This window comes from Nostoc cf. commune SO-36, from assembly GCF_023734775.1.
GTDB lineage: Bacteria > Cyanobacteriota > Cyanobacteriia > Cyanobacteriales > Nostocaceae > Nostoc > Nostoc commune_A.
Genome location: NZ_AP025732.1, coordinates 5,351,291 through 5,376,346, shown reverse-complemented (window position 1 = coordinate 5,376,346; position 25,056 = coordinate 5,351,291). Strand labels below are relative to the sequence as shown.

Annotated in this window: 16 protein-coding genes and 4 pseudogenes; 11 read left to right on the top strand and 9 right to left on the bottom strand. The window is 41.5% G+C overall.

Translation table 11 applies throughout. The annotated features are described in order from the left end of the window. Window positions 1-48: 48 nt before the first annotated feature. Window positions 49-1,626, bottom strand: a complete 1,578-nt coding sequence (locus ANSO36C_RS24315; RefSeq protein ID WP_251956602.1) for an NAD(P)H-quinone oxidoreductase subunit 4 — start codon at window positions 1,624-1,626, stop codon at window positions 49-51. Between the two features lie 363 nt (window positions 1,627-1,989). On the opposite strand from ANSO36C_RS24315, the gene ANSO36C_RS24310 reads away from it, so the two are divergent. From ANSO36C_RS24310 to ANSO36C_RS24300, 3 genes are all read left to right on the top strand, one after another. Next, complete coding sequence (locus ANSO36C_RS24310; protein ID WP_251956601.1) at window positions 1,990-2,253, top strand: hypothetical protein; 264 nt, start codon at window positions 1,990-1,992, stop codon at window positions 2,251-2,253. A gap of 48 nt (window positions 2,254-2,301) precedes the next feature. After that, window positions 2,302-2,532, top strand: a complete 231-nt coding sequence (locus ANSO36C_RS24305; protein ID WP_251956600.1) for a hypothetical protein — start codon at window positions 2,302-2,304, stop codon at window positions 2,530-2,532. Between the two features lie 363 nt (window positions 2,533-2,895). Further along, on the top strand, window positions 2,896-3,708 hold the full coding sequence (locus ANSO36C_RS24300; RefSeq protein WP_251956599.1) for a hypothetical protein: 813 nt from the start codon (window positions 2,896-2,898) through the stop codon (window positions 3,706-3,708). Window positions 3,709-3,966: 258 nt separating this feature from the next. Here the strand turns inward: ANSO36C_RS24300 and ANSO36C_RS24295 are convergent. The 3 genes and pseudogenes from ANSO36C_RS24295 to ANSO36C_RS24285 form a co-directional block, all read right to left on the bottom strand. After that, a pseudogene (locus tag ANSO36C_RS24295) lies at window positions 3,967-6,071 on the bottom strand (NAD(P)H-quinone oxidoreductase subunit 5). Between the two features lie 221 nt (window positions 6,072-6,292). Continuing rightward, window positions 6,293-6,679, bottom strand: coding sequence for a thioredoxin family protein (locus tag ANSO36C_RS24290; RefSeq protein WP_251956598.1), 387 nt, complete (start codon window positions 6,677-6,679; stop codon window positions 6,293-6,295). Window positions 6,680-7,088: 409 nt separating this feature from the next. Continuing rightward, window positions 7,089-7,805, bottom strand: coding sequence for an NnrU family protein (locus ANSO36C_RS24285; RefSeq protein WP_251956597.1), 717 nt, complete (start codon window positions 7,803-7,805; stop codon window positions 7,089-7,091). 212 nt (window positions 7,806-8,017) lie between these two features. Here ANSO36C_RS24285 and ANSO36C_RS24280 point away from each other — a divergent pair. The 5 genes and pseudogenes from ANSO36C_RS24280 to ANSO36C_RS24260 all read left to right on the top strand — a co-directional run. Next, window positions 8,018-9,033: pseudogene (locus ANSO36C_RS24280) on the top strand (LysR substrate-binding domain-containing protein). Between the two features lie 340 nt (window positions 9,034-9,373). Further along, window positions 9,374-10,777, top strand: coding sequence for a serine/threonine-protein kinase (locus ANSO36C_RS24275; protein ID WP_251956596.1), 1,404 nt, complete (start codon window positions 9,374-9,376; stop codon window positions 10,775-10,777). A gap of 24 nt (window positions 10,778-10,801) precedes the next feature. Beyond that, entirely contained in the window at window positions 10,802-11,848 is a 1,047-nt protein-coding gene (locus ANSO36C_RS24270; RefSeq protein WP_251956595.1) for a PstS family phosphate ABC transporter substrate-binding protein, read from the top strand. A 161-nt stretch (window positions 11,849-12,009) separates the two neighbouring features. Beyond that, the gene (locus tag ANSO36C_RS24265; protein WP_251956594.1) at window positions 12,010-13,407 is read left to right on the top strand and encodes an ABC transporter substrate-binding protein; all 1,398 of its coding nucleotides are present in this window, start codon (window positions 12,010-12,012) and stop codon (window positions 13,405-13,407) included. 85 nt (window positions 13,408-13,492) lie between these two features. Next, a pseudogene (locus ANSO36C_RS24260) lies at window positions 13,493-14,253 on the top strand (PstS family phosphate ABC transporter substrate-binding protein); the annotation flags it as partial. A 79-nt stretch (window positions 14,254-14,332) separates the two neighbouring features. Here the strand turns inward: ANSO36C_RS24260 and ANSO36C_RS24255 are convergent. Continuing rightward, complete coding sequence (locus tag ANSO36C_RS24255) at window positions 14,333-15,052, bottom strand: Crp/Fnr family transcriptional regulator (RefSeq protein ID WP_069068606.1); 720 nt, start codon at window positions 15,050-15,052, stop codon at window positions 14,333-14,335. A gap of 526 nt (window positions 15,053-15,578) precedes the next feature. Between ANSO36C_RS24255 and ANSO36C_RS24250 the strand changes: the two genes are divergently transcribed. Beyond that, on the top strand, window positions 15,579-16,340 hold the full coding sequence (locus ANSO36C_RS24250) for a DALR anticodon-binding domain-containing protein (protein WP_323374495.1): 762 nt from the start codon (window positions 15,579-15,581) through the stop codon (window positions 16,338-16,340). A gap of 180 nt (window positions 16,341-16,520) precedes the next feature. Here the strand turns inward: ANSO36C_RS24250 and ANSO36C_RS24245 are convergent, their stop codons facing one another. Further along, window positions 16,521-17,372, bottom strand: coding sequence for a Cof-type HAD-IIB family hydrolase (locus tag ANSO36C_RS24245; protein ID WP_251956592.1), 852 nt, complete (start codon window positions 17,370-17,372; stop codon window positions 16,521-16,523). Between the two features lie 318 nt (window positions 17,373-17,690). Beyond that, complete coding sequence (locus ANSO36C_RS24240; protein WP_251956591.1) at window positions 17,691-18,398, bottom strand: choice-of-anchor E domain-containing protein; 708 nt, start codon at window positions 18,396-18,398, stop codon at window positions 17,691-17,693. Between the two features lie 526 nt (window positions 18,399-18,924). Between ANSO36C_RS24240 and polA the strand changes: the two genes are divergently transcribed. Continuing rightward, the gene (gene polA, locus ANSO36C_RS24235; protein WP_251956590.1) at window positions 18,925-21,867 is read left to right on the top strand and encodes a DNA polymerase I; all 2,943 of its coding nucleotides are present in this window, start codon (window positions 18,925-18,927) and stop codon (window positions 21,865-21,867) included. Window positions 21,868-22,009: 142 nt separating this feature from the next. Then, window positions 22,010-22,945 carry an ABC transporter substrate-binding protein gene (locus ANSO36C_RS24230; RefSeq protein WP_251956589.1) on the top strand — a complete coding sequence of 312 codons (936 nt, stop codon included), beginning with the start codon at window positions 22,010-22,012 and terminating at the stop codon, window positions 22,943-22,945. Window positions 22,946-23,476: 531 nt separating this feature from the next. Here ANSO36C_RS24230 and ANSO36C_RS24225 read toward each other — a convergent pair. Both ANSO36C_RS24225 and ANSO36C_RS24220 read right to left on the bottom strand, forming a co-directional pair. Then, a pseudogene (locus ANSO36C_RS24225) lies at window positions 23,477-24,446 on the bottom strand (FTR1 family iron permease). A gap of 79 nt (window positions 24,447-24,525) precedes the next feature. Continuing rightward, entirely contained in the window at window positions 24,526-24,960 is a 435-nt protein-coding gene (locus ANSO36C_RS24220; RefSeq protein ID WP_196528570.1) for a ferritin-like domain-containing protein, read from the bottom strand. Window positions 24,961-25,056: the final 96 nt, after the last annotated feature.

The window sequence follows — 25,056 nt, the reverse complement described above, 5'->3', positions numbered from 1 at the left end:
ACCCGCCCTCAAGGTAATCAATATTTAAACTAAACTAGCGTTCGCAACTTAATTACCAATTTCCGGCGCACTCAAAGAAACTTTTAGTGCATCGTCTTTTTGTTGTGCTAATGTCGGCACTGAATCACGCAATCTTGCCGTCAATTGTACAGTTGTAGCGTCATACATCTGAGTCAGCAATTTTGGATAGAAACCAATACCAATAATTGGAATTAACAAACAGGCAATGATAAATACTTCACGGGGTTCAGCATCTATCAAAGCTTGGTGAGAAACTAATTCCTTGTTCTCTTCTCCGTAGAAAATTTCTCGTAACATAGATAGCAGATAAATCGGAGTTAAAATTACTCCCACTGCCATCAAGAACACCACAATGACTTTAAAGGTAGAGCTATAAGCATCGCTAGTAGCAAAGCCGACAAACACCATTAATTCTGCCACGAAACCGCTCATCCCTGGCAATGCCAAAGAAGCCATCGAACAGGTGGTAAACATGGCGAAAATCTTCGGCATTCTTTTCGCAACACCGCCCATTTCATCCAACATCAGGGTGTGGGTGCGATCGTAAGTTGCGCCAACTAGGAAGAACAAACTCGCCCCAATTAATCCGTGGGAAACCATTTGCAATACTGCCCCACTCAATCCCAAATCGGTGAAGGAGGCAATACCAATCATCACAAAGCCCATGTGGGAAATTGAGGAGTAGGCAATTTTTCGCTTCAGGTTGCGCTGGGCAAAGGATGTTAAGGCAGCGTAGATGATATTAACTACCCCCAAAACCACCAACACTGGTGCAAAAAGAGCGTGGGCATCGGGGAGCATTTGGGCATTCATCCGAATTAAGGCGTAACCGCCCATTTTCAGAAGAATACCTGCCAATAACATGTGTACGGGTGCTGTAGCTTCACCGTGGGCATCAGGTAGCCAGGTGTGCAAGGGAATAATCGGCAACTTGACAGCGTAGGCAATCAGGAAGCCAGCATAGGCGGCAAGTTGGAAATTGAGGGCAAAGTCTTTTAAAGCGATCGCTCTCATGTCGAATGTCACCGTATCGCCGTAAAATCCCATTGTCAGGGCAGACAGCAAAATAAACAGCGAACCGCCGGCGGTGTATAAAATAAATTTAGTCGCTGCATATTGCCGCCTTTTGCCTCCCCAAATCGACAGCAGGAAGTATATCGGTACTAGTTCCAGTTCCCACACCAGGAAAAATAACAGCATATCCTGGACGGCGAACACGGCAATCTGACCGCCATACATCGCCAAAATCAAGAAGTAAAATAGCTTGGGCTTGAAGGTGACAGGCCAAGCTGCTAAAATCGCCAGCGTGGTAATGAATCCAGTCAAAATAATTAGGGGCATGGATAAGCCATCTGCCCCTACTGACCAATTCAAACCCATTTGTGGTACCCAGGGGTAACTTTCCACCAACTGCAAATCTGGATTGGAGAAATCATACCCAGTATAAAAAGCGTAAACAATTAGTGCAAAATCTATCAGCCCCACGATAAGGGAGTACCAGCGCACTGTTTTGCCTTCTTTGTCAGGGATGATGGGAAGAAGTAGCGATGCGGCTATCGGAAACAGAATAATCGTCGTCAGCCACGGAAAATTAGCTATATTCATCACAATTAGTCTGCTATCAAAATCATGTTTGGCAAAAAGTCACTAGTTATTAAGTAACAGCTTTTTAGGGATTTCGTCTTCCTCGTTAGGTTGATTTAATTAAATTGGCAATCCCTCGTTTCTTCTGTTGGGAGTCTTTTTTGACAGTTGGGGGTGTGGAATGTGCGTTGTGATACTCCCAGTCAAGTCAAAAATTTACCCTAAAAAAGTTGGTAAAATTATAGTTTAGGGGTGCGATATCTACGACAAGCCGCTTTGGGTCTACGCATAGCCTAACCTATCACTAAAAATACACAATGCTGTTTAGTGGTTGTTGAAAAAAGCAATTTGGTGCAAAAAAGCATAATAGGAGAAATAACCATAATGATAATCGCACAAATTGAAAATCACATTCGTTATGTGACCAACGTAAATGGAGAAACAACAGATGTACTCGTCCCTGTAGAACTTTGGCAACAGCTTATAAGTTCCATAAATTCTGATAACGTCAGTGGTTTAGCTTGGATTGATGAACAAGAGCCAAAAGCACAAATATTAGCCGATTTGCAAGAGTCAGTGCGACAAGCAGCAGTAGGACAAACTTTCCCAGTTTCAGAGCTTTGGGACTACAGTAGGCGAGTTGATTGAGTTTTTTTAGTAAAATAGACAGGGAAAGTTGATAAGGGAAATTCGATTATGTCATCTCCAGCGATCGCTACTGTAATTAAGATGATGGAATCTTTATCTGAAGATGTGCAAGATAAAGTTGCAGAACATCTCCGAGAGTACCTGGAAGATTTGCAAGATGAATTGAAATGGAATAAATCATTTAACAAAACTCAACAACAACTGATTGCATCTGCCCAATCTGCTAAAAGAGAGATTGCGGAAGGACTTGCAAAACCAATGAACTATGAAAATTTATGAAGTCTGCAACTCTTCCTTTCTTTTGGGATTAAGATTATATATTATTAATTTTTTTATAAGTAACTCAAAAAAATGGATTTTACTTTATCAAATGCGCCTGAACATGTAATAAAAAATATTGATAATTTACAAGAAGTATGGTTGCGAAGATGCGATGCTATTGAAAACAACCAAAAAGGATCTTACTAGTCGCCATTTATTATTAATTTTACACGATTTGCGTGAAGAGATACAGAATAATCTTTTAACTTTAAAGGTAGGGATAAGCCGCAAACTATCAGATATAACTCTATTGACTCACAAAATAATCAACAAAGGCTTGGTCAGTGGATATCTTCTGAAGATATATGTCATCCAACTGTAGTGAAATGGCTTGCTTCTATCGACTGGTATAGACGAGCAACTGAAGCTTCACAAAGTTCTGAAGAAGTATTAAATTCATGGTTTGCTGTAGAAAAGTTTTCTGATGATTCTAAAACAATTTCTAAAAAGCTTCCTGAACTATCAGATGGTCTTAAGAATAAAAAGAAGATTCTTAAAGAAAATATAGATTTATGGCTTGATAGTGAAGGTATTAGAACAGTACAGTTACTTCTTACTTTGAGTAAATTAAAATTTAATCTATATCATGAAGTAAGACAAGTTGGACGTGTTTTTACTATACCTCTAACATTTTCTGAGATGGATATATCTAAGTCTATAGATCAGAATTTACAAGACTACTTATCTGCTAATAAAGATAAAATAGATTTTTTAGAAAAATTTATACAAAAAGTTCCTGAAATAAAGAAACAATTAAATTCTAAAAACATAGTGTTGCCAGATTTAAATCAAGTAAATGAAATTTTTTATAATAATAATTATTGTGAAAAATACTTGATTGAGAAAATTATTGACCTCAAAGATGATGTTTATAACATCTATCGTATTCGTAATATGCTAGTTCATTCTAGTAGTACCACTAGTAGATTATTCGATTATTATGCAAAACGTAGCCGAGAGTATTGTCACTCTTTGTTAGATGCCATTGCATATAAAATATATCAGACTTATAACGATGATGAAATTATGCCTTTGGAGTCTTATTTTAGAGAAATGGTAATTGATGCAAATATTGCTTTAGAGGCGGTAAAAGACAATAAAATGGACAAGTTTATAAATTGGGCTTTATCGTAAATAATTTTAATACCGACTTTTCAGGCACGTTATACTTTTTGAATAATATATTTACCATCACTGATAGATTGGGTGTCTACATGGTAGATATAATAAATATTTTTATAGCTGTATATAGCAATTTTAGAGCAAATAAACTTATGTAGCTTGTCTTACATATCTTGTCGTCTTTTCAGACCTAACTCTCAATTCCACTTTGCGCCTCTGCGTGAGACAAAAAATAATGTAGGGGTGGACGATCGCCCACCCCGATTAAAATCAGGTAACACCAAAGACAATCACTAAGCCCAAAACCGCCCCAAACACAATCAAGGCATAGAATTGAGCGCGACCGTTTTCTAGGTACTTCAGACCTTCACCGCTAACAAGGGTAAAGAAAGCCTGTGAGTGTTAACAGCACCATCTACAACGCGGAAGTCAACTTCCATAACTTGTCTAGCTAGGCGACGCAAGCCGAGGACAAAAACCCGATGGTAAATGTCATCAAAGTACCACTTGTTGAGGGATAACTCGTAAAGTGGTTTGATTTGAGCAGCGATCGCAGCCGGGTCAATTTTACGGCGCAAATACATCAGCGAAGCCAGGGTAATCGCAATTAAAGAAATTCCGACTGAAGCACCCGCCATGATGTAGAATTCCGTCGGATTGAACTCGGAAGCCTTTTCTATAACTTCGGAGAGGGTTTCACTAGGAGGAAAGATAAACTCTTCAAAATAATTGGCGTAGGGAGTTCCCACCAAACCAATCAAAATAGAAGGCACAGCCAACAGTGCCAACGGCAGCGTCATTGTCCACGGCGATTCGTGGGGGAAGTCGCTGTGATGCTCGTGAGAGTCATGGGAATCATGCTGCTGACTAGTTGCCGCCAATTCTCCTTTCTTCATTGCCCCAGGCCCAAAATTCGGGACTGGTTCTTCTGACTCTAATTCCAGAACAATTGTCGCCGCAGCTTTCTTGAGTTTTTCCTTGATTTTCTCGTCAGTACCCCGGAATTTGCCTTCAAATGTCATGAAATACATTCTAAACATATAGAAAGCTGTAATCCCGGCAGTTAGCCAGCCGATAAACCAGAGGAATGGATTAGCCTCAAAAGCCTTTCCTAAAATTTCATCTTTTGACCAGAAACCAGCAAAGGGTGGAATACCAGAAATTGCCAAGCAACCAATCAAAAAGGTAGTTGCTGTGACGGGCATATACTTTCGCAGTCCACCCATCAAACGCATATCTTGCGCTAATGCGGGGTCGTGACCGACAACACCTTCCATGCCATGAATTACTGAACCTGAACCCAAGAACAGCATCGCCTTGAAATAGGCGTGGGTCATTAGGTGGAATAGTCCAGCACTGTAGGAACCTATGCCCATTGCCATCACCATGTAACCCAGTTGGGAAATGGTGGAATAAGCCAAGCCCTTTTTGATGTCGTTTTGGGTAATGGCAATGCTAGCCCCCAAAAACGCCGTAAACGCCCCAGTAAAGGCAATGACATTCATTGCAACTGGAACGCCTTCAAATACTGGGTACATCCGGGCAATTAGGAAAACACCCGCCGCCACCATTGTTGCCGCGTGAATCAAGGCAGAAATGGGGGTGGGGCCTTCCATCGCATCTGGTAGCCAGACATGGAGGGGGAATTGGGCTGATTTTGCAACTGGGCCTAAGAAAACTAAAATCGCCAATAGGACAGCGAGAAAATTGCTGATAGAACCTGATTCGACAAGTTGGGCGAGGCGATCGCCCATGATATTAAAATCAAAGCTTCCTGTTGCCCAGTACAGCCCCAAAATGCCGAGTAATAGACCAAAGTCGCCGACGCGGTTGGTTACAAACGCTTTTTGAGCGGCATCTGCTGCTGACTTGCGATCGTACCAAAAACCGACCAGCAAGTAGGAACACATCCCGACCAGTTCCCAGAATATATAAATCTGTACTAGGTTGGGGCTGACCACCAGACCTAACATTGAGGAGCCAAACAAACTCAGATAGGCGTAAAACCTCACGTAACCGGGATCGTGAGCCATGTAGCCATCGGTGTAAACCATGACTAAACAGGCTACCGTTGTGACAATCACCAGCATTAAGGCTGTCAGGTGGTCAATAGTGTAGCCCATGCTCAGGTGAAAATTACCTGCTGCCGCCCACTCAAAGGTGCGAATATAAGACGCGTGTCCTTGAATTTGACTCCATAACAAGGCAAAGGACAGTGCCATAGCAGCTGCCATCATGGAGATAATCACCACAGCGTTAAGCTGCCGTAGGCGGTTTGTCACCTGATTAAACGAGATTAACCCTAGACCGACCAGCATTGCCCCAAGAAGAGGGAACACCGGAATCAGCCAGGCATACTGATAGATTACTTCCATCACTGACGCCTACTTTTAAAATTCTTGATTTAGCGTGTCTAAACTGTTAATAATTGTGACACACACCCTTTAGGATAAAATAACCCACCCAAGACTGAGTTGGGTGGGGTGTTAAGCATGGTTTTAGATTTCATTACTGGTCATTGGTCATTTGTCATTGGTTATTTGTCATTTGTAACTATGCCCCATGCCCAATTACCTATGTCTGATACCAATGACCATTAAGCTGACCGACACTCCAACTCCACTGTCTTTGAACTTTTGTAGATTTTGGGGCGCTGGCTGTAGCTGGCTTTAATCTCTTCTAAAGCCAGACGTAAATCTTCTCTGCCGCGAAAGCATTCCAAGCGATGGCGAACAGTACCATTTTCAATCAATAGTAAAGTGGGTAGTGATTTAAGCCTATAAGTAGTAGACAATTTAAAATTTTGATCAGCATTAACCCCAACTAATTTAATTTCTTCCCCACATTGGGCTTGAAATTGCAACAACAGGGGGTGGATAATCCGGCACAAGCCACACCAAGGTGCTTCAAAATTAACTAAAACAGGAATAGGAGATTCTAAAACTTCTTGAGTAAATGTCCGCTCACTAACCGACAACACCATGACGCCTCTTGGTTTATAAGGTTTTTATATCAAACTAGCTATCAGCACTGAAGTAAAAGATTGGCAAGTCAGTAACTATCGATAGATGCTTTTAGGACAAAAATTTCAGGACAGAGAAAAATTGAGTGCGTTAATGTGTCTGTGACAAAAAAGCCACCGTGAAATCGCGCTGGCTTTTTTTGGATGTTAAACTCCTGGTTGCCGAGGCCGCCTGGAGATTTAACTAAATCTGCCACGTTTTCCAAGGAAAGGCAATTGACCAATGACCACCAATATAAAATCTCAAGCTGACTGAACGCTCTTACTAATGATAGATGTTTGAATTTATCCTACATTGATTTGGAGCAATTGATAAGCTGAGATTTTCCGTTTTTTGGCATTTTATGCTGACACTGGGGATCATTTAAATTTACCATACTATCCTACTAGTTGCTTCCATCAACAGTGGATGCGACCACCAAAGCAAAGCGATGAAAATGGCAACTCCTAAATAGGCAGGGCGCAAAAATTCCTCCCATTTGAGAGATTGACGTCCGTCAATAATTGCTTTAAAGGGAATAATTGAAGTCCGCTGTTTGGCAATTTCGAAAGCTTCTCCATAACGATCGCTCAGGCGGCGATCGCCGTGCCAAACTCCAAACAAGTGATGCAAGACCAATCCAATGGAAGTCACAAGGGTAAAGGTAGTTCCCAGCCAGAGAGTATGGGCAACACACCAAATTATTTGTCCCACCATCTGGGGATGACGGGTAATCCGAATGATTCCTGTTTCGTAGAGATGAACTTGGGGCTTTTGAATGGCAGCAATTTCTAGTAGATTGAAGGTAGCAGGATATAAAAACAAAAACGAGATTGCTGACAGCAGCCAAACAAATTCTCGCACTCCTAGCACCCCTTGTACCTGCCAAAGTTGCAAACCATCATAGCGGTGCCCAAAAAAGTAAATAATCAATATCACAGCCAACGGTAGGCTGATTAATGCAAAGAGAATGCGATAAAGCCTTGGGCCAATGTGTTTTTCTGCCCAAGGGCGTAAAGCAGCGCCTCCACTGTGAGCGATCGCAAAAACTATTTGTAACCCCAGTATGACAAAATGACTGGGTGTCAACCAAGAAATCAGCAGCATATACACAGGTGAAGTAATTTAAAGAAAACTGAATTCAGTACAACCAATACCACAAAGTATTCAAAAGGAGACTTTAGTCTAGATGTTGTGCTACTGTCTTTTTCGAGTTAAGCCTTCAAGTTTAATATCCAACAAATCATGCCCAGCTAATTACTGCTAAACCTGATTTGTTGTGTGCATCCGCTCCTTTAAAAGTTTGTGGGTTGAGCCTTATGTCTGACCTTCCTTTCACTTTAGATCAGTTACGTATCCTGAAAGCGATCGCTGTAGAAGGAAGCTTCAAGCGTGCCGCTGATAGTCTTTACGTCTCACAGCCTGCCGTGAGTTTGCAAGTGCAAAATCTCGAACGGCAGCTCGATGTTCCTTTATTCGATCGTGGAGGACGACGCGCCCAATTAACCGAAGCAGGGCATCTACTCTTAAGCTACGGCGAAAAAATTCTTAGTCTCTGTCAGGAAACCTGCCGGGCGATCGAGGATTTACAAAATCTCCAAGGTGGTACTTTTAATTGTCGGTGCTTCTCAAACCACCGGCACTTATCTTTTGCCCAGAATGATCGGGATGTTCCGACAAAAATATGCTGATGTGGCAGTGCAATTACACGTTCACTCAACTAGGCGAACTGCTTGGAGTGTCGCTAATGGACAAGTTGATCTAGCAATTATCGGCGGTGAAATTCCTGGTGAGCTGTCAGAATCGTTAGAAGTTATTCCTTACGCTGAAGACGAACTCGCGCTGATTCTACCTGTTTTTCATCCCTTTGCCAAACTTGAAACAATCCAAAAAGAAGACCTATATAAATTACAATTCATTGCCCTAGATTCCCAATCGACTATCCGCAAAGTTATTGACCAAGTGTTGTCACGTTGTGAAATTGATCCCAGACGTTTGAAGGTGGAAATGGAATTAAATTCCATTGAAGCGATTAAAAATGCTGTGCAATCTGGTTTGGGGGCTGCCTTTGTTTCAACTAGTGCGATCGCTAAAGAGTTACAAATGGGTGTTCTACACCGTACCCGCCATTGAAGGTGTCGTTGTCAAACGGACATTGTGGCTGATTTTTAATCCCAATCGCTATAGATCCAAAGCCGCAGAAGCCTTTAGTCAAGAAATTTTGCCCCAGTTCGCTAACCCAGAATGGAATCAAGATGTGTTAAAATTGGCACAAAAAAACATAGTATTAACTACACTGGAGGTACTAACACCCAACTTATCAGACGAAGGCTAAAATCACGTTATTTAGTCGTTTGTCATTTGTCCAATGTTTTTTGTACATTACCAATGACCAAATAATTCGTAATGACGCTCCTCTGTCGCTAACGTAATTCGTAATTATTAACCCATCGCTGTTTGTGCAGGATGCTGTAAGCAAACCAGGGGTTTAACATCAGGAAAAAAGTTTTTGGTTCTTGATTAATAAATTTAGTTTTTCTGTAACCTGAAGTATTTACGAAGTACGTTAGCGTAGCGTTAGCCAGTCCGCGTATCCCTATGGGGAAGCAAGCTACGCGTAGTGTCTGGTAGAGAGCTTCATTATCAATTACGAATTATTTTGACTAATTACGAAAATGGAAGTTTACTGCACTCGTCCACGTTGTCCACGCCCACAAAACTATTTTGCCGATTTAGATAATATTACAACCCTAAAAACAACCCAGCAAAAGTATTGCACTACCTGTGGTATGCCACTGCTATTAGATGGTAGATACGTGCCAACGAAGCTGCTGGGAAGAGGCGGATTTGGAGCAGCATTTTTGGCACGCGATCGCCGAATACCAGGAATGCGTCAATGCGTCGTTAAGCAGTTTCAACCATCGGGAAATTTAACCTCAGATCAACTGCAACAAGCGCAGTTAATGTTTGAGAGAGAGGCAGAAGTTTTAGCACAGCTTGGTAATGACCACGAGCAAATTCCTGACTTGTTTGCTTTCTTTCCAGTGATTGTTAATAGCTTGCAATCAGTACAAGAAGACCAATTTTTTTACTTGGTGCAAGAATATATTGATGGGCAAAACTTAGAGCAAGAATTAGTTCAAAATGGCAAGTTTTCTCAACAGCAAGTGTTGGAAGTGCTGCAAGAAATATTGAAGGTACTAAAGTTTGTTCATGATAGAGGCATTATCCACAGAGACATCAAACCTTCAAACATTATGCGTCGTCGTGATGGTAAACTTTTTTTACTAGATTTTGGCGCAGTCAAGCAAGTAACAAACGCTGTACCTGGTTCTGTGGGTTCTTCCACAGGAATTTATTCTATGGGATTTGCACCGCCTGAGCAGATGGCTGGGGGTCAAGTATTTCCATCTACAGACTTATACGCGTTGGCGGTAACTCTTATTACCTTGTTAACAAATCAGGAAGCAATTCAACTATTTGATGCCTATAGCAACCAGTGGAAATGGCGAACGCAAGTAAGTGTCAATCCTCGCCTTGCTGACATATTAGATAAAATGCTGCTACCTGCTGCTAATCAACGCTTCCAGTCAGCCCAGGAGGTTTTAGATGCACTTAACCCACAGGCGGCTCAAGCCCCTACACAACTGAATTCGCCCTCTGTAACCCTCCCGCCACAACCACCCACAGGTTCTAATCCTGTCGTCCCCCACCATTCACCAACTAAACCAGCGTTTTCGACAGTAGAATTGTTGGGTGGAGCGGCATTTAGTGGATTTGAAGGTGCATTAATTGCGATCGCCCTCCTCAGTCTAGTACAATCACCACCAATTACTTTGAGTATTGCATTTGTAATTTTGGGGATACTGATATTTGCCCAAACTAGACGGTGGATTGAAAAGTTCGATTTATTAATTATTCCCACAATTACTTTTGCGATTATTTTTTTTGTCCCCTTTTTACAAGGGGAGCTTACCATTCAAGAAATAGTTTTTTTAGCAGTTGGAGCAGGCTTAGTAGCGATTTCCCTCACAGCCATCTTTCGACTTATTTATAAATTATTATCTCTAATACTTTAAAACTCCTGCTGTTAAGAGCCACCTATGTCTCAGAAAAACGAAACTCTTAGTCTTTTCTTAGCCGTTGTCATCACTATTGGTTTAATCTTTGGTGGTCTATGGTTTCTTATGGAACGGTGGGCGCAACTAAATGGAACTGTTGCTAAAACTTCGGGAAATAGCAACACAGGTAATCCCATAAACCAGTTTGTCAACAACAGATGTAACGTGCCGAATCTCCCCGATGGGACATTCAACTATGGTGGTAGTACAACCTGGGCACCCATCCGTAAAGACGTAGACTCCGTACTAGAAAGCCTGTGCCCTCAATTTACTTTACGCTATACTCAATCTCCTTCCGGTCAAGCAGGATCTGGAACTGGCATTCGAATGTTGATAGATAATCAACTAGCTTTTTCTCAATCTTCTCGCTCAGTTAAAGCTGAAGAAAATACAGAAGCTAAACAAAAAGAATTTAGTTTGAAAGAAATTTCGGTGGCTATTGATGGTATTGCGATCGCAGTTAACCACAATTTGAATATTCCTGGTTTAACTGTCGCTCAACTCAAAGAAATCTACACTGGTAAGATTACTAATTGGCAACAGGTTGGTGGGCCAAATTTACCAATTACAGTCTACTCTCGTAGCCAAGAAGCTGGGGGAACAGTGGAGTTTTTTGTAGAAAATGTTTTAAATAAAGCCAATTTTGGTAGCAATGTTAATTACATTGGCACGACCACAGAAGCAGTACGAAAGATAGCGATGAATACTGGCGCAATTTACTATGCTTCTGCCCCAGAGGTTGTACCCCAGTGTACGATTAAGTCCTTACCACTAGGTCGCACAAGCGGTCAATTTGTGCCTCCGTACCAAGAACCGTTTATACCTCAATCTGAATGTCCCAGTAAGCGTAATCAATTGAATAGTCAAGCATTTCGTAGTGGAGACTATGCAATTACCCGGAATTTATTTGTAATTGTTAAACAAAATGGTCAAACAGACCAAAAAGCTGGTGAAGCTTATGCCAATTGGCTGCTCACACCTCAAGGTCAAGAATTGATCGAAAAAGCTGGATTTGTCAAAATTAAATGATCAAAATGGTTAAAATTAGCCAAATAATCAAATTAGGACTTACGCAAAAACTCTCAAACTCTTATTTGTCAGTGTTATCTACGTTGAGAATAGTTCGCTTTTACCTTAAACCGTAAGTTCTACAAATATATAAACATTTTTTCTTTATTTCAAATTTGTTCATGTCACAAAAGAATGAAACCACAATTTTAGCCTTAGCCTTACTGCTGACAGTTGGCATAGTTGGCGGTGGCTTTTGGTGGTTTACTAAGAATGGGGTCAAACTTGGTAATACTAGCATTTCCAATCAGGAAGCAGGCGGTAATTCATCGTTGCAAGACCGCATTAGTTTTGGTGAAAAATCCTTTACTCCGAGTGACATTTCTCCAGTTAAAAAAGAAGGAGTACAGGCGATCGCAGCTAAAAGTTATGATAAAGCGATCGCCAATTTGACAGCTGCCTTAAAACTCAACCGTAACGATCCAGAAGCCTTAATTTTTCTTAACAATACCCGCATCGGTTCTTCCAAGAGCTACACTATCGTGGCTTCTGTACCGTTCGGCACTGACCCCAATATTTCTTTAGAAATTTTACGTGGCATCGCCCAAGCCCAAAATGAAATTAATACCTCTGGAGGAGTCAAGGGAGTGCCATTAAGGGTAGGAATAGCTAATGACGACGACAATCCAGAAATAGCCAAGCAAATCGCTTCTAACCTAGTTAACAATTCAGAAGTATTAGGTGTAGTTGGCCCCAATACTAGCGATTCCACCTTAGCCGCAGGTACTATTTATACTTCAGGACAACTTGTAGCAATTTCGCCTACCAGCACATCTGTCAAAATTTCTAACTTTAGCCGCTACGTTTTTCGCACCGTTCCCAGTGATTTTATGGCTGCGAGAAGTTTAGCTAATTACATGGTGAAAACTTTGCAGAAAAAAAATGCAGTGGTTTTCTTTAATTCTCAGAGTAACTATAGCCAGTCTTTAAAGTCAGAGTTTGTTTCATCTGTTTCCCTAGAAGGTGGGGAAGTATCCAGCGAATTTGATTTATCCAAGGCCGATTTTAGTGCGGCTAAAAGCTTAGAACAAGCAACTAAACAAGGTGCAGAAGTGTTGATGTTAGCTGCTAACACTGCAACTCTCGATAAAGCACTGCAAGTAATTCAGATTAACCAGAAAAAGTTAACTCTGCTGGCGGGAGATGATGTTTACACCGCTAAAACTTTAGAGGTTGGCAGAGAGCAAGCTGTGGGGATGGTAGTGGCAGTTCCCTGGCATATTGAGGGCGATCCTAAATCAGATTTTCCTCAGAAATCGCGGCAGTTATGGGGTGGTGATGTGAGTTGGCGAAGCGCTCTCAGCTATGATGCCACTGTAGCTCTGATTGAAGCATTAAAACGCAATCCCACACGGTCTGGAGTTCAACAAGCATTAACTTCCTCTGAGTTTTTTGCCAGTGGCGCTTCTGGTACAATTCGGTTTTTAGCATCAGGCGATCGTAATGCGCCAGTCCAACTTGTAAAAATTGTTCCTGGTTCTCGCTCTCGCACTGGTTATGACTTTGAACCAGTGCGTTAGTCAGCAATAAAAAATTAAAACTTAACCAATACTTAGGGCTTGCTTGAATAACTGACTAATCCTAATCTTGCTTTTTTGTGACTTTTTCAGCAAGCCCTATGTAGAGCCCAGCAATGATCTCCTGGCTCTGGTACTGGCATCCAGTCATTGATAGACGGTCAACTAGCCTTTGCCCAGTCCTCCCGACCAGTTTTAGATCAAGAATTAAGCCGTGCCCAGCAGCGCGGGTTCAGTTTAAAACAAATTCCTGTGGCAATTGATGGTTTGGCAGTCGCAGTTAATCCCAACCTGAATATCACAGGAATAACAGTAGAACAGTTAAAGTCAATTTACACAGGCAAAATCAATAATTGGAGCCAGGTGGGTGGCCCCAATATCCCGATTAAGCCCTATTCCCGCCGCATTGCTGATGGCGGTACAGTCGAACTTTTTGTCCAAGACATCTTGGGCGGTCAAGCTTTCAGCTCCAATGTGGAATTTATCTCCACAACCACCCAAGCCTTGCAAAAACTGGCTGGTAGTCCTGGTAGCATCTACTACGCTTCTGCCCCAGAGGTGATTCCTCAATGCTCAATCAAAGCCTTGCCGTTGGGGCGGACGCAAGGACAATACATTGCACCATACCAAGAACCTTCTGTCCTCCCGTCTGAATGTCCTGGTAAACGGAACAAGTTGAACATTGAGGCTTTCCAATCAAGAAAATACTCGATTACCCGGAATCTGTTTGTGGTGGTCAAACAGAATGGTCAGACTGAGCAGCAAGCAGGTGTCGCTTACGCCGACTTACTGCTGACTGAGCAGGGACAGGAACTGATTAGCCAAGCTGGGTTTGTCAAAATTCGCTGACACCTGCGATCGCCTCCGGTGGGGTATAGCCCATCGCATTTAAGACAGAGTGGCGGAAATCGCCGCTCTGAACAGTACTTTAACCAGCTCTATTAATCGACTCTGCTGGCAAGCATATTAAATTATCGCCTTGAGTCAGGATTAAGCCACGTTGACGCAGCTTACCCATCAAGCGGGTAACGGTAACACGAGTGGAACCAATCGCGCTACCAATTTGGGCATGGGTGAGGGGGAAGGGCAGAGCATAGCCGCGAATCACATCAGGATCAGTGTCGCTCATTGCTGGTTCTCCATATTCCTCAATTAACAATGTGAGAAATCCTAAGAGTCGGTCAATTGTGCGGCGTTGCCCCAAGGCACTCAGCCACAGCAGCTTACGCTGGTGCTGATACCTAAAAGCATCCATAACTTCACGACGGAAGTGAGGCCAATTGTCTAAATCGTGCCAGTACATCCACAACACCGCAGTTTGGTCAACATGGGCGTAAGCCTGGAGTGTGAATGGTGATTGAGCAACAATTTCAAATGGCTGTCCCGCTCCGACAAAACCCAAGAACGCTTCTTCTGGGGTTCTGTTGATTCGTCGAGATGTTAGCTGACTAGCTGTCGCACTAACTTGGGCGGTTCCTACCATACGGATCGCACCCCTTTGCACCAAATACAGCAATCCAGGCCGGGCTGGAATGCGCTCATCTTTGCTAAAGGTGCGGCAGCGGTAGTGTTCTTGAGCCCAGTCAAGAATGCGTTGCCAAGTTAAAAAAGGCCGTGATGCCTCAGAAAAGGAGGATGGAGATTGCATAGGTAACAAAGAGCGTTCGGCTGAAGACAAAGACGTAAATAAAAGGGTGCAAGGAGTGTCTTTGTGTTGACGAGGCAGGCTTAACGCCTAACAGCGCCAGCCAATCCAAAGAATAGAAAGCAAATTAACTCTCTACTCTTTTGTTATACTTCCTACTGTACAATGATGGTAGTAAAATTTACTTACTATTCATCGAATATTCATCAAATTTTATCCTCTTCTCATTTTTCTTTATCTAAATTAAATTTATACCGCAAGATAGATGACAGAAAAGTAACAAATATATCTTACATGACTATTTAAATAATATTACGTGCATTACAAATTACCAGTTAGCAAATATACGTCAATCAAGCAGTTAGCATACAGTTATTTAATAAAATCAATAAGCATTGATACTTATATATCAGAAAATGTATGCATAAAAGATGAAAAAATTCCTCTATATAAAGATAGAGATGATAATAGAGTTTTATACATCTCAAATGTGTCACTACGACTATCAAAATCTCAGAATCGAAAAGCGATGGAGCTTGCCAGTGCGATCGCATCTGATTTATCAGGGATTTGTGATGACGTTTTTAGTATCCAAATAGTTCCTCCTGGTTGGATACATTTTGAATTAACTCACTCAACCTTAGCTACTTGGTTACAAAGCCTCGTAGTGGAGAGTTCGGGGAAAGCAGGGGAGCAGGGAGCAGGGAGCAGGGAGCAGAGAACAGGGGAGAAGAATTTTCCCCTCTGCCCCCTGCACCCCGCCCCTCTGCCTCTTTCTCTTTATTCCCCTCTGCCCCCTGTACCCCTCCCCTCTGCCTCTTCTCCATGCCGAATGCCGAATTTGTTTGCTGTTCAGTACGCTCATGCACGCTGCTGTTCGCTAGTGCTTTTGGCTCATCGAGAGGGATTGATTAAACTTAGAGAAGTAGTTCCAAATCCTAGTCCAGCTTTTTGGAATGTTATTTCTCCCAACCCTCTACCTTGGCTTAATTGTGAAGGAACACTGCGGCTAAATCACCCAGATGAGCGTCGTCTAATTAGCGAATTAATACAAGTGGTAGACAACATAGAGTGCCCTGATGTTAGCGGTTCTGTGAAATGGGAAAAAGTAGCGCTGAATTTGAGTCAAGCTTTTGAAAAGTTTTGGTCTAATTGCCGGATTTGGGGTGAAGTGAAAATTAACTCACCAGAGCTAGCTCAAGCCAGACTCGGATTGCTTATGGCTACTCAGTCAGTATTAAGATTTGTCCTAGAAGAAAACTTGGGGGTTTTTGCGCCCTTGGAGTTATAAATCGGTAATGTTGCTTAGGCAAAAATAAAAACTTTTATGATAGCTATTGACTCAATGCACCACCTCAGCTACATTAGCAGGTGTGTGAGGAGCGAACCAGCTAGGGCACCGAGACGAAACACGGCCAGTCGTCGGTGTCCTTTCTGATTTATATGGGTTAGGTTTGAAAAAGTGCCCTCACTACAGCAAAAACTTTTCAATTGCTACTGCTGCTCCATCTTCCTCGACGCTAGGAGCTACCCACTGCGCGATGGCTTGCACTCCTGCTGGTGCGTTGCCCATAGCTACACCAAATCCGACATACTCCAGCATTTCCACATCATTGAAGTTATCGCCAATCGCCATAACGTTGGCTAACTGTAATCCCAATAATTCTTCAGCTAGGTAACGTACAGCAGTCCCCTTATTCACAGAGGCGTTAGTTGCTTCAAAAAAGGTAGCAACAGATGTTGTCAGATAAAGTTCAGCAGGTGTGTATTGACGGCGCAAATTTCCTAGTAGCTTGTCAATTACATCAGTGTCATCAGACAAAGCAAGAATTTTTGTCGGTTCATTGGTTAAGGCTTGACGCAAATCCCCCACGGGAATCGCAATAACACCAGAACGTTCTGCATAAATTTGGGTTTCTCTGGTTAATTCACGGACGTATAGCTGATCGTTGATGTAGAAGTGGACAGATAGGAGCGATCGCAACTCCGGTTGTTCAAAATAGTCGAGTAACTGGTGGGCGATTTCTCTGGAAACAGCCCAATGGCGATGAATTTTTTGGGTGATCGGATGTTGAATCCAGGCTCCTTGATAGGCCATTAATGGTAGGGTAGAGCCAATGTCTTGATGAAAGCGCAAGGCTGAACGATACATCCTACCTGTTGCGATCGCCACTTGAATTCCTCGTGCTTGCGCTGCAACAATAGCTTGCTTTACAGGTTTGCTAATGGTGTTAGAGTGTCCTGCGATCGTCCCATCTATATCCAAAACTAGTAGTTTAATGTCTTTTGCAGCAGCCTGATTGTCAGTAGATGCTTTCTGCATAATTTCCTAAATTTTAAGTTCCAGTAAGAGGTTAACAGGCTCTAGCGACCAGTGGGGAGTAGTAAAAGAAATTGGGTTCTTTAATCTACCCAATTTTCCTATCGTGAGGATGCCAAATAGCACAATTTTAGATTTTAGATTGACCCCAGCGAACAATTCACTTATTATGAGGATTTTGGATTTGCTTAAAAATTATTAAAAACTCTGGCTAATAGTCGCAACAAAAAAACCCGATTCTCGAAGAAATCGGGATTTTCATTTAAATTAAATAGACTGACCGATAAATGAAACGGGAAAAACCTGCCTATTCAAAAAAGTCTATGAATTGCACACTTTGATCCAGCTTTTTTTGCGTTGTGACAACAGACAAAGCCCAGCAATTAAACCAACTCCAAGTGTGGCAGAGGGTTCAGGTACTGATTTTACATCATCGTAGTCATAAGTTACTTTGATACTTGCTTTGGCGTATGTATCAATATAGGAACTCATGTTGCCCGATCCAGAAACTACTGAGCTAGCTATAGCTGAGAACAAAAAGTCTATATTGCCATTACCAATGAAAGACTGTAAAAATTGGGTATTAGTGAAAGACTGAGTACCAGATTGTGTGGCAGTTAAGTTAAGAATAGTCTTACCAGATGTGCCACTATAATCAGTGTTGCCGTCATATTTAGCAACTTGGTAATTAAAGCTATTTTGTGGATTGAGTGCAAACAGAGACTGATTATTTAATTCTAAGCTGAGTTCACTGGCAAGATTTACTGTCATCGAAGTAGGGCTTTTACTCCTGTTTTCAAGACCTGCATTTCCAAGTATGTCGCCAGTAAATCCTATCGTTACACCTTTGAGTGTGCCTAGAGATGAGTCAAATTTTTGGATGCTCAGAGGTGCATCATTAATATCTGTGAGATCGTAATCAATGGAACTTGTGTACGAGAGAGAAGCTGCATTAGCGACTCCAGATGTTGCAATAATTCCTGCCAATGTTGTGGCAGCAGCTAAAGTGTTGAATAGTTTTGTTGTCATGGATGAAGATGCTTTTCTGAAACGAATCATTACAGGATTACTAACTTATTTCTAACTCTGAAATTTTGCTTGTAGTCTTGATAGATATACGTAACTTTATGTAAAGTTATTATGTTCATATTCCTTCGACAAATAGACTTTTTGATTGGTATATATAAAGTTTTGCTAAGGCCAAGAGGTTTTGATAGTCGTAATATTATGTCGAAATATTAAGCTAGTTTTGTTGGTTCCTGAGAAGTAAGCTAGGTCAACCTAATTAAACATAAAACGCTCAGGAGATAGATCCCCGACTTCTGGTGATAATGTGGTGATATAGCTAATATCTGGTTACTATGCTTATACCCACGTACTTAATTGGGCTGGTATCCCTGCCAAAAGTGGGTTCTACTTGGCTTCCGTACTAAAGCTGCAAATGCGTAGACATCACTTTTGGTACGCAAAAACTACGCTACTGTCACCAAAGCCAAGCTAAACGAGGATCGGAAATTGCTAACTATGTGACAAAGCTTCTGGCTAAAATAGGGCTATGTCTGAAACTTTGACTTCTGCAACTACAACACGCCCCACGTTCATCCTCGTAGATGGACACTCGCTTGCTTATCGTTCATACTTTGCTTTCGCCAAAGGGCGAGATGGAGGACTGCGTACCAAAACGGGGATTCCTACCAGTATATGTTTTGGTTTTGTGAAGTGCCTGCTAGAGGTAATGGCAACACAACAGCCCCAAGCAATGGCGATCGCTTTTGATTTGGCTGAGGCAACTTTTCGCCACGAGGCTGACGAGACTTATAAAGCCGATCGCCCGGAAACGCCGGAAGACTTCATTCCCGACTTAGAAAACCTGCATGAGTTGCTGAATGGCTTCAATTTACCCATTTTCACTGCCCCTGGTTTCGAGGCTGATGATGTTTTGGGAACCTTAGCACAACGAGTAACAGCTGCTGGGTATAGAGTAAAGATTCTGACTGGCGATCGCGATTTATTTCAACTGATAGATTCTGACAAACAAATCACTGTTCTCAATTTTAGTCCAGATGCCCTAAAGCGCTCTACAAATAGCATCACCGAATTTGAAGCAGAACAAGTCAAAGAGAAAATGGGCGTTTTGCCTTCACAAATTATTGATTTCAAAGCTCTTTGTGGTGATAAATCAGATAATATTCCTGGTGTTAAGGGAATTGGGGAAAAAACAGCAGTGCAGCTGCTGAATACATACAGTTCACTTGAAAATGTTTATGCTGCGTTAGATGAAATTAAAGGCGCAACTCAGAAAAAACTGGCGGCAGGTAAAGAAGATGCCGAGAAGTCTCGTTATTTGGCAACCATAGTTTTAGATGTTCCTATAAAATTTGATTTAGAAGATTGCAAATTAAAAGGTTTTGATACAAGCGTCTTATCACCAATTCTAGAAAAATTAGAACTCAAGTCTTTTTTAGGCAGGATAAACGACCTACAGCAACGTTTTGGTGGCAAAATTGAAGAAAAGCAAGAAGCCAAAACAGACACAATTAACCCCAATACTAACTCAGAATTCAACGTTCATGAAGATAATGATTTGTGGTTTTTCAGTGCTAGTGATACAGCCGCAGTTCCACAACAATCTATTTCTCCAATTACACCACGCATCATCAACACCGAAGCCAAATTAACTGAGTTAGTGAAACTTTTGCAAAAATTCACTAATCCAGAAACACCCGTTGCTTGGGACACTGAAACCACCGATTTAGAACCAAGAAATGCTGAGTTAGTAGGAATTGGTTGCTGTTGGGGAACGGAACCAGATGAAGTAGCTTATATTCCCGTGGGGCACAAAACTGGGGAAAATTTGCATAAGGATTTGGTGCTAGAAACATTACGTCCAATTCTCGAAAGTGCAGATTATCCCAAAGCTTTACAGAATGCCAAATTTGACCGCTTAGTTCTCAGGTGTCAAGGAATTAACTTGGCGGGAGTGGTGTTTGATCCAATGCTGGCAAGTTACATTCTAAATCCAGATTCAAGTCATAACTTAATGGATTTGTCGCAGCGATATTTGGGATTGACGGCTAAAAGTTACTTAGATTTAGTTCCTAAAGGCAAAACTATTGCTGATATAGATATTCCCGCCGTCGCAGATTACTGCGGGATGGATGCTTATTCTACCTTTGGTTTAGTGGCGAAATTGCGTGAGGATCTGGAGAAAACTCCAGCTTTATCTAAGCTATTAGTGGAAGTGGAACAGCCTTTAGAAGCAGTTTTAGCCCAAATGGAATACACAGGCGTTCGCATTAATTCAGCTTATTTGCAAGAACTTTCGCAACATTTAGAAATTGAGTTAGCCAGGTTAAAAGAGGAAGCAACCGAAATAGCCGGGGAAAATTTTAACTTGGGTTCTCCTAAACAACTGAGCCAAATTTTGTTTGAAAAATTAGGGTTAAGCACTAGACATTCTCGTAAAATTCAAACAGGCTTTTCTACAGACGCAGCAACACTAGAAAGACTTCAAGAAGATGATAACACTGGATTTGTGGAAGCGATTATTGAGTATCGCACCCTATCTAAATTAAAGTCTACTTATGTTGATGCCTTACCTGCATTGGTGCGTCCAGATACCCAGCGAGTGCATACTGATTTTAACCAAGCGGCGACATCAACTGGTAGGTTATCTTCTTCTAATCCAAATCTGCAAAATATCCCTATTCGTACAGCTTTTAGTCGCCAAATTCGGAAGGCATTTTTGCCAGAATCCGGTTGGTTGATGGTGGCTGCTGATTACTCACAAATTGAATTGCGGATTTTGGCTCATTTGAGTCAAGAGCCGATATTAGTGCAAGCATATCAGCAAAATGAAGATGTTCACACTGTTACCGCGCGGTTAGTGTTTGAAAAAGAAAATATCACATCAGAAGAACGAGGGATGGCCAAAACTATCAATTTTGGCGTGATTTATGGAATGGGTTCTCTCAGGTTTTCGCGCTCAACTGGGATAGATAAGACCATTGCCAACGAGTTCATTAAGCGGTTTAATGAACGATATCCGAAAGTTTTTGCATATTTAGAGCGAGTGAAAAAAGAAGCGATCGCGCTTGGTTATGTAGAAACTATTTTCGGTCGCCGTCGTTATTTTGACTTTACTAATAACAGTTTACGCAAATTAAAAGGCAGTAACCCAGAAGATATTGATCTGAGTAAGTTGAAGAATTTGGGCGCTTTTGATGCGGGTTTATTACGCTCTGCGGCTAATGCACCAATTCAAGGTTCCAATGCTGATATTATCAAAATTGCAATGGTGAGATTGCATGAGGTTTTGAAAAACTATCAGGCGCGTTTGTTATTGCAAGTTCACGATGAATTAGTGTTTGAAATTCCCCCTGATGAGTGGGAAGAATTACAACTACAAATTAAATCGGTGATGGAAAATGCAGTGCAGTTGAGTGTGCCGTTGCTGGTGGAGGCGCGTGTCGGTGAAAATTGGATGGAGACGAAGTAAGTTTAACTGGGGATTAGGACAATTACATTAATAATTAGTAATTCGTAATTCGTAATTCGTAATTCAACTGATAGCGTCATTAGTAATTACGAATTACGAATGGTAATGTTATACCATTATTACTAATATAAGGAATTTTAATATGCATCGTCGTTGGTTCTTATCTGCTTTCGCAGTTTTGTTGAGTGTAGTTTTAGTTGCTTGCACCACTGCAAATACTCAACAAGCACAAACCCAAGTGAAAAATACTACTGAGGCGACTAACACGAACTCTCAGCAATTACCAAAAGGATCAGCAAAAAGAGTTGTTGCTCTTTCTTCTCTTTCTGCTGATATTATTTCTCGACTCGATCAAACAAAAGTTGTTGGAATTACTGGTAGTAAATTATTTAAGAATGACTCAAGATTCAAGGATATTCCCCGTGTTAGTGAAGGTCAAAGTCCGCCAAATTTAGAGAAAGTTGTAGCACTTAAACCAGACTTAGTTATTGGCGCTGAAGGTTTTTCTAACATCCCAATTCAAAAACTTCAGCAGCTAGGAATTCAAACTTTGCTCACTAAAGTGAATAGCTGGGAATCTCTAGAAGAACTTACTAAAACACTTGCTAAATCAATTGATGCTGATCCTCAGCCTTTGTTAAATCGTTACAAAAGTTTCTTGCCAGAAAAGCTCACTCAAGGTTTTTCTACTTTAGCGCTGGTTAGTCGTCAACCAATTTTAGCACCAAATAAAAATAGTTGGGCAGGGGATTTGCTGGCGAAATTTCAAGCGAAAAATATAGCAGCAGATTTACAAGGAAAAAGTCCAATTGGTGGTTATGTGACGCTTTCGGCTGAGAAAGTTTTAGAAGCAAATCCAGAGGTGATAATTTTAGTTAATGCTCCACAAGGAAATTCACAAGCTGGGCTTTTAGATTCGCTGAAGAAGGAAGCTTTTTGGCAGCAATTGCAAGCAACCAAAAATAACCGAGTCTATGTGTTTGATTATTATGGTCTGGTGAATCCAGGTAGTATAGATGCAATTGAAAAGGCATGTCAGCAGCTTAAGCAAGCGTTGTTTGTAGCACAGGGTACTTAGATCAATAAATATAATTTAAAATCTCGTTTTAGAGGATGTTTGAAAAGTCCTGTTGTTGGTAGCAAAAAGTTTTAGATCCCCCTAAATCCCCCTTAAAAAGGGGGACTTTGACTCCGGTTCCCCCCTCTTTTTAAGGCTACGGTGTATACACAAGTCTTAAAAACCTAGCTTGATAAGATTTTCCTCGTTCCCAGTCGGAGACTGGGAATGCATTCATTGAGTCTCTGGCTCAATGTCTGGCTGGAGGCAGAGCCTCTCACTTCTCGTTCCCAGTCGGAGACTAGGAACGAGAAGTGAGAGAACAATGAGAAAATCGAGCTTTTTTCGACTTGTGTATACACGGTAGCTTTTTAAGGGGGGCTAGGGCGGATCAAGAGGTGCTGAAAATCACAGCTAACCACTTTTCAAACAACCTCTTAGGTTCTATCTTGAAATACTTGTCATTGATGAATAGGGTAAGTGGCAGCCATAAATAGGTATTCCCAGTCTCTGACTGGGAACGAGGCAAGAAATATAAAATAGTCTGTGCTTTTAATCTTTTACAGAACTAATTGGTTTTTGAGGAAAGGGGATATTCTTTTTACCTTCAGGAGAAGCACCTCCAAGACTGCGGAAATACAATCCTCCAATGGTGAGTAAAAATCCTACGTATCCCACTGCTTGGACAAGATAGAGATTGTCTCTATACCCAAATAAAGATTTGAGAATAATCCCAGGAAACTGTTCGTCAGGCAAGATTGTGGAAGTATTGGAAACCATTGGCCCCAAAATACAGGAGTGGACTTTTGTAAAACGTTCGTAATAGAAACAAAGGCTTTCTGTGTGCGCGACTGCTAAGGGCTAGGTTAGCTACTGCTTCGTCAAAATGTTTCAAAGCTGAAACTACCAACCCAGCGACAATTAACACTAATAAAACGCCCATTACCTGGAAAAACTGGCGGATGTTAATTTTGACACCCCATTTAAATAGCAGCACCCCAATGGCAGATGCTGTTACCAAACCAGCAATAGCGCCCAATGCTGGCATTAATCCTTGTTGAAAATTAGCAGCAACGAAGAGAACAGTTTCAAAGCCTTCGCGGACAACGGCAATTAAAATTAAAGTGAAAACACCCCAGCCAGCATTTGAGTTTTGTGTCAGTGCTTCTGTTACTGCTCCCTCAACTGTAGCTTTCATGAATCTGGCTTGTTTAGTCATCCAGATTAGCATCCAACTGAGCATTGCGATCGCTAACACACTAAACACACCTTCCAACGCTGGCTCAACTACGGTGGTGTATTGAGGATTTGCGGCTCCCAGTACTTGAATTATCCAACTGAATAGCACGCCTATTAAGGCACTGACGACAATACCAACGCCGACACCAGCATATACCCAAGAGTTGAGTCGGGATTGTTTAGCTTTTTTCAGCAAAGCTAGCACAATACCAACAACAAGGGCAGCTTCCACTCCTTCTCGGAGCGTTATTACAAAAGTAGGTAGAGCAGTACTAAAATCCATCTTTTATCCTTTGTTTTTTGTCCTTTGTCATTAGTCCTTTGTCATTTGTTTTTGACTAAGGACTAATGACTAATGACTATTAACTAAAATCGCGTAGCATCTTTTTCAGTTCGAGATTATGCATCTCTTCTTGACCAATCATGCCGCGAGCGAATTCTTCAAGATAAATGCTGGCATTGGTAACAGTATCGAGCAGATTTTTATACAGATCCAATGCCTTTTTCTCGTGGGATAAGCTTTCTTCCAAGATATCCTTGACTTTATGCCGGTAGGTTTCTTCCATTGGGGCAATTTTCAGGGAGGGATGCCCATCTAAACCGGTGAGAATTTCTCCCACTTGTTCGGCATGAAGTAAAGATTCACTTGCCTGTGCTTTGAAAAAGGCCACAATTGGAATACGGTTAGGGCCTGTCACCATCAAAGAATAATGTGTATAACGCACTACTCCTGCTAGTTCAAATTCCATGATGGCGTTCAGCAGGTCAATAGTCTTTTTATGGTCAAGTTCTTGCATCAGTTGTTAGTTCAAGTAATGAATGGAGTGTAATAAGTTAGGAGTTCGTAATTCGTAACTTCTAACGATTTCATTATTCTAAACTCTTTACTTTAT

What these genes read in the sequence shown, in the direction of transcription:
- ANSO36C_RS24315 (WP_251956602.1), bottom strand. Translation starts at nt 1,626, where the DNA reads ATGAATATAGCTAATTTTCCGTGGCTGACGACGATTATTCTGTTTCCG.
- ANSO36C_RS24310 (WP_251956601.1), top strand. Translation starts at nt 1,990, where the DNA reads ATGATAATCGCACAAATTGAAAATCACATTCGTTATGTGACCAACGTA.
- ANSO36C_RS24305 (WP_251956600.1), top strand. Translation starts at nt 2,302, where the DNA reads ATGTCATCTCCAGCGATCGCTACTGTAATTAAGATGATGGAATCTTTA.
- ANSO36C_RS24290 (WP_251956598.1), bottom strand. Translation starts at nt 6,679, where the DNA reads ATGGTGTTGTCGGTTAGTGAGCGGACATTTACTCAAGAAGTTTTAGAA.
- ANSO36C_RS24285 (WP_251956597.1), bottom strand. Translation starts at nt 7,805, where the DNA reads ATGCTGCTGATTTCTTGGTTGACACCCAGTCATTTTGTCATACTGGGG.
- ANSO36C_RS24275 (WP_251956596.1), top strand. Translation starts at nt 9,374, where the DNA reads ATGGAAGTTTACTGCACTCGTCCACGTTGTCCACGCCCACAAAACTAT.
- ANSO36C_RS24270 (WP_251956595.1), top strand. Translation starts at nt 10,802, where the DNA reads ATGTCTCAGAAAAACGAAACTCTTAGTCTTTTCTTAGCCGTTGTCATC.
- ANSO36C_RS24265 (WP_251956594.1), top strand. Translation starts at nt 12,010, where the DNA reads ATGTCACAAAAGAATGAAACCACAATTTTAGCCTTAGCCTTACTGCTG.
- ANSO36C_RS24255 (WP_069068606.1), bottom strand. Translation starts at nt 15,052, where the DNA reads ATGCAATCTCCATCCTCCTTTTCTGAGGCATCACGGCCTTTTTTAACT.
- ANSO36C_RS24250 (WP_323374495.1), top strand. Translation starts at nt 15,579, where the DNA reads ATGGAGCTTGCCAGTGCGATCGCATCTGATTTATCAGGGATTTGTGAT.
- ANSO36C_RS24245 (WP_251956592.1), bottom strand. Translation starts at nt 17,372, where the DNA reads ATGCAGAAAGCATCTACTGACAATCAGGCTGCTGCAAAAGACATTAAA.
- ANSO36C_RS24240 (WP_251956591.1), bottom strand. Translation starts at nt 18,398, where the DNA reads ATGACAACAAAACTATTCAACACTTTAGCTGCTGCCACAACATTGGCA.
- polA (WP_251956590.1), top strand. Translation starts at nt 18,925, where the DNA reads ATGTCTGAAACTTTGACTTCTGCAACTACAACACGCCCCACGTTCATC.
- ANSO36C_RS24230 (WP_251956589.1), top strand. Translation starts at nt 22,010, where the DNA reads ATGCATCGTCGTTGGTTCTTATCTGCTTTCGCAGTTTTGTTGAGTGTA.
- ANSO36C_RS24220 (WP_196528570.1), bottom strand. Translation starts at nt 24,960, where the DNA reads ATGCAAGAACTTGACCATAAAAAGACTATTGACCTGCTGAACGCCATC.